This window comes from Yoonia sp., from assembly GCF_046292185.1.
GTDB lineage: Bacteria > Pseudomonadota > Alphaproteobacteria > Rhodobacterales > Rhodobacteraceae > Yoonia.
On the sequence record NZ_JBKBQY010000150.1, the window covers coordinates 1 to 4,179 of the forward strand.

Here is a 4,179-nt window from a genome sequence, read left to right on the forward strand (position 1 = left end):
GTACGGCGGGGGCAGGGCTGGTGAACACCGGATCGGCCAGCGCCTCGCGCAGGTCGCCGACCAGACGCACCTCGTCACCCGATTGCAATTCGGTGACGTCAAAGCCGAATTCCTGCGCCAGCCCCAGCACGACCGTGGTCGATACCGGCCGGTTGTTGTTTTCCATCTGGTTGAGATAGGGCAGCGACACGCCCAGCTTTTCAGCAAAGCCTTTCTGCGTCATCGCGAGCCTGCCGCGCAATTCGCGCAGCTTGGCCCCGGCATAAAGTTTCTGTACCGCCATCACCTACCTTTGCAGCTTTGCTGGCTATGATTAGCCGCTGCAAAGCAGGCGTCAAGCGATCCGTCTTTCCCGCCAGATGACAAAGACGACTGAAAGGAAGGCCAACACCGATGTGATCAGCATGATCAACTGCAGGGGCAGGGTGCCGGAGTCCACCGTCAGGATCGACCCTGCGAATTGCGACATCGCCGCGCCGCCGCCGATCATGATCGCGCCGCCCAGCCCGCTTGCCGTGCCAGCCAGATGCGGGCGCACGGAAAGCGACCCCGCCATCACATTGGGCAATGTCATCCCGTTGCCCAACCCCAGAAAGGTGCAAAAGCCGAAGAACACCAGCGGATGAATGAAACCCGCAAGCGTGAGCAGGACGGAAATGCCAAGTCCGACAATGGTGATTCCGGTCCCGATCAGGGCCATGCGGTTGATCCCCAACCGGACCGACAACCGGCCCGACAGGAAATTGCCCAGCGCATAGCCGACCGCAGGTGCGCCAAGGGCGACGCCGTTCCAGACCGGCGACAGGCCGTAGATCGTGCTGCCGACAAAGGACGCGCCGCCCAGCAGCGCGAAAAATGCGCCCGACCCGAAAGCGGCGCACATGACATAGCCCCAGAAGCGTGGCGATTGCAGCAATTCGGGATAGGATCTGACCTGCGCGCGAAAGCCCATACCGCCTTTGGCCAAGGTCTCGCCCAGATCGAAATGGCACAGCACCAGCGTGCCGATCCCCGCCAGCACCAGAAACACGAATGTCGCGTGCCAGCCGAAGGCCTGTTCCAGCGCGCCGCCGATCATCGGGCCGACCATCGGCACCAGCGCCATGCCCATCGTGACATAGCCGATCATCGATGCGGCCTGTGCATCTGGTACGATATCGCGCACAATGGCACGGCCCAACACCATGCATGTGGCGACGGCGGCTTGCAAGATGCGGAAGAACAAGAACATCTCGACGCTGGTGGAAAACAGCGCACCGATGGTGGCGAGAATGAAAATCACCAGTGATCCCATGACGATAGGGCGGCGTCCGAATTTATCCGACAATGGCCCGACAAAGATCTGCAATATCGCCGTCGCCGCCAGATAGCCCGACAGCGAGACCTGCATGATGGCATATTCTGTATCGAAATAGGCCGTCATCGCCGCCAGCGACGGCAGGAATATCGACATGTTCAATGCCGAAATCCCGGTGATCAGGATCAGCGTCATGATATGTGGCGGGGTGGCCCGGTCCATGAACCGGGTGATCGGATGTGTTGTCATTCTCGATGATTAGGCCCAGCCTTGGGTGAAGTCCATGTTCAAGCCGGACCTCAGCCCTGTGCAAAATCACACAGCGGGTTAGGAAATTAGCAGATTTGCAAAATATAGGTTCTGCGAAAAGCATGATTTGCAAATTTCCGCAATCTTGCTTCATTTGCCCGATGAACCTGTTATGCAGGGCGAAACCCGGGGGACCTCTTCATGGATATTTTGCAAGAACTCGAAGACCGGCGCGCCGCGGCACGTCTGGGCGGCGGTGAAAAGCGCATCGCGGCGCAGCATGGCAAGGGCAAGCTGACCGCGCGCGAACGGATCGAACTGTTGCTGGATGACGGATCATTTGAAGAATTTGATATGTTCGTCGCCCATCGCTGCACTGATTTCGGCATGGATCAGGACCGGCCAGCAGGCGACGGCGTCGTCACAGGCTGGGGCACGATCAACGGGCGGCTGGTCTATGTGTTCAGTCAGGATTTCACGGTCATGGGCGGGTCGGTGTCCGAAACGCATGGCAAGAAGATCTGCAAGATCATGGATCTGGCGATGCAGAACGGTGCGCCGGTGATCGGAATCAACGATTCCGGTGGCGCGCGGATTCAGGAAGGTGTCGCCAGCCTTGCCGCCTATGGCGAGATTTTTCAGCGCAATATCACCGCGTCGGGCGTTGTCCCACAGATCAGCCTGATCATGGGGCCTTGCGCCGGGGGTGCGGTCTATAGCCCCGCGATGACCGACTTTATCTTTATGGTGAAGGATTCCAGCTATATGTTCGTGACCGGTCCTGATGTGGTCAAGACCGTCACCAATGAAATCGTCACGGCAGAGGAACTGGGCGGTGCCACCACCCATACCCGCAGATCATCCGTTGCGGATGGTGCGTTCGAGAACGATGTCGAGGCTTTGGCCGAAACCCGTCGCCTGTTCGATTTCCTGCCGCTCAGCAATCGTGAAAAACCGCCTGTCCGCCCGTTTTTTGACGATGTGAACCGGATCGAGGAAAGTCTTGATACCCTGATCCCCGCCAACCCCAACGCGCCCTATGATATGAAGGAATTGATCCTGAAAATCGCGGATGAGGCTGATTTTTACGAAATTCAGGCGGAATTTGCGAAAAACATCCTGACCGGCTTCATCCGGCTGGAAGGGTCCACCGTGGGTGTCGTCGCCAATCAGCCGATGGTGCTGGCCGGCTGTCTGGATATCGACAGCAGCCGCAAGGCCGCACGATTCGTTCGGTTCTGTGACGCGTTCGAGATCCCCGTGCTGACATTGGTCGATGTGCCCGGTTTCCTGCCCGGCACGGCGCAGGAATATGGCGGCGTCATCAAACATGGCGCGAAACTGCTGTTCGCCTATGGTGAAGCCACCGTGCCAAAGGTGACGGTGATCACCCGCAAAGCCTATGGCGGGGCCTATGATGTGATGGCGTCAAAACACCTGAATGCCGATTTCAACTATGCCTGGCCCACGGCGGAAATTGCGGTGATGGGTGCCAAAGGCGCGACCGAGATCATTCATCGCGGCAAATCCCCGGAAGAGATTGCAAAGCGTACCGCAGAATATGAGGCCCGCTTTGCAAACCCCTTTGTCGCCGCCGAAAAAGGCTTTATTGACGAAGTCATCATGCCCCATTCCACCCGCAAACGCGTGTGCCGGGCTTTTGCCTCGCTGCGGTCCAAAAAGGCCGTGATGCCGTGGAAAAAGCACGACAATATTCCTCTGTGATACAAAGGTCAGACTGATGGCACTGCCATATATGGACAAACACCGCGGCTTTCCGGGCCGCCTGCCGGGAACGGATTTTCAATTCGTGCTGCGCCGCGCGAACAAGGACGGGGCGACGCCCCTGACGGTGCGCGTGCGTTATCCCGACCGCCGCCCTGCCGATAAACGCGCCGATGCCGGTTTCATGCAGGCCCTGTGGGAGGCATTCGGCGAAGAACCCTTTGTGCGCGGCAATCTGGATGCGGGTCGGCTCAGCTGGTTGTTCGGACGCGAAGTGATCCCCGCCGAGGACCCGTTCGATCCGGCGAGTTACGAGGCGATGCTGCGCATCGACGTGCGCGTCGCGCGCCAGAGCTTTCCTGATATTCCCGGATTGTCGGACTGATGGGCCACTATATGTTGCGTCAGATGGGCGGAAATCCGACTGCTATTGGATATCACCGTAAATCGACTATTGAGTTTAAGGGCATTAGCGCCGATTCTGGGGCTACAGTCACGAAACAAAATAAAGGTGAAAAACCATGCACACGAAATCAATCATCCTCGCTGCTGTCGCAGCTTTTGGTCTGTCCGCTTGTCTGGAAAGCGACACTGAACGCGCTATCGCGGGTGCCGGTGGCGGTCTGGTCGCTGCTGAAGTGCTGGGCACTGATCGTGCTGGCACCATGCTGGCCGGTGCTGCCGCAGGCGTGTTCTGCGACGACGTGGGCGTTTGCCGCCCAACCACACGCTAAATCATCCGCGCCTTTCGGCGCGTTTGGTCAGTATCACCGCCGTCGGGGTTTCGCCCCGGCGGCGTTTTTGCGTTCTGGGGGGAAAGTCTGATGTTCAAGAAGATACTGATCGCCAACCGTGGTGAAATCGCCTGCCGCGTGATCAAGACCGCCCGCAAGATGGGCATCAAAACC

At 58.7% G+C, this 4,179-nt stretch carries 6 protein-coding genes; 4 read left to right on the forward strand and 2 right to left on the reverse strand.

Going from position 1 to position 4,179, the window contains the following annotated elements; translation table 11 throughout:
* Both ACK4TM_RS17115 and ACK4TM_RS17120 read right to left on the reverse strand, forming a co-directional pair.
* The coding region (locus tag ACK4TM_RS17115; protein ID WP_409703689.1) for a helix-turn-helix domain-containing protein at positions 1-283 on the reverse strand (283 nt) is incomplete at its 3' end.
* A 51-nt stretch (positions 284-334) separates the two neighbouring features.
* Entirely contained in the window at positions 335-1,546 is a 1,212-nt protein-coding gene (locus ACK4TM_RS17120; RefSeq protein WP_409703692.1) for a multidrug effflux MFS transporter, read from the reverse strand.
* Between the two features lie 201 nt (positions 1,547-1,747).
* On the opposite strand from ACK4TM_RS17120, the gene ACK4TM_RS17125 reads away from it, so the two are divergent.
* The 4 genes from ACK4TM_RS17125 to ACK4TM_RS17140 all read left to right on the forward strand — a co-directional run.
* The gene (locus tag ACK4TM_RS17125) at positions 1,748-3,271 is read left to right on the forward strand and encodes an acyl-CoA carboxylase subunit beta (protein WP_409703695.1); all 1,524 of its coding nucleotides are present in this window, start codon (positions 1,748-1,750) and stop codon (positions 3,269-3,271) included.
* A 31-nt stretch (positions 3,272-3,302) separates the two neighbouring features.
* Positions 3,303-3,656 (forward strand): hypothetical protein, encoded by a 354-nt coding sequence (locus ACK4TM_RS17130; protein ID WP_409703701.1) that lies wholly within the window; start codon positions 3,303-3,305, stop codon positions 3,654-3,656.
* Between the two features lie 136 nt (positions 3,657-3,792).
* Complete coding sequence (locus ACK4TM_RS17135; RefSeq protein WP_409703698.1) at positions 3,793-4,005, forward strand: hypothetical protein; 213 nt, start codon at positions 3,793-3,795, stop codon at positions 4,003-4,005.
* Between the two features lie 87 nt (positions 4,006-4,092).
* Positions 4,093-4,179 (forward strand): biotin carboxylase N-terminal domain-containing protein (locus ACK4TM_RS17140; protein ID WP_409703704.1); only part of this gene is annotated, 87 nt, incomplete at its 3' end.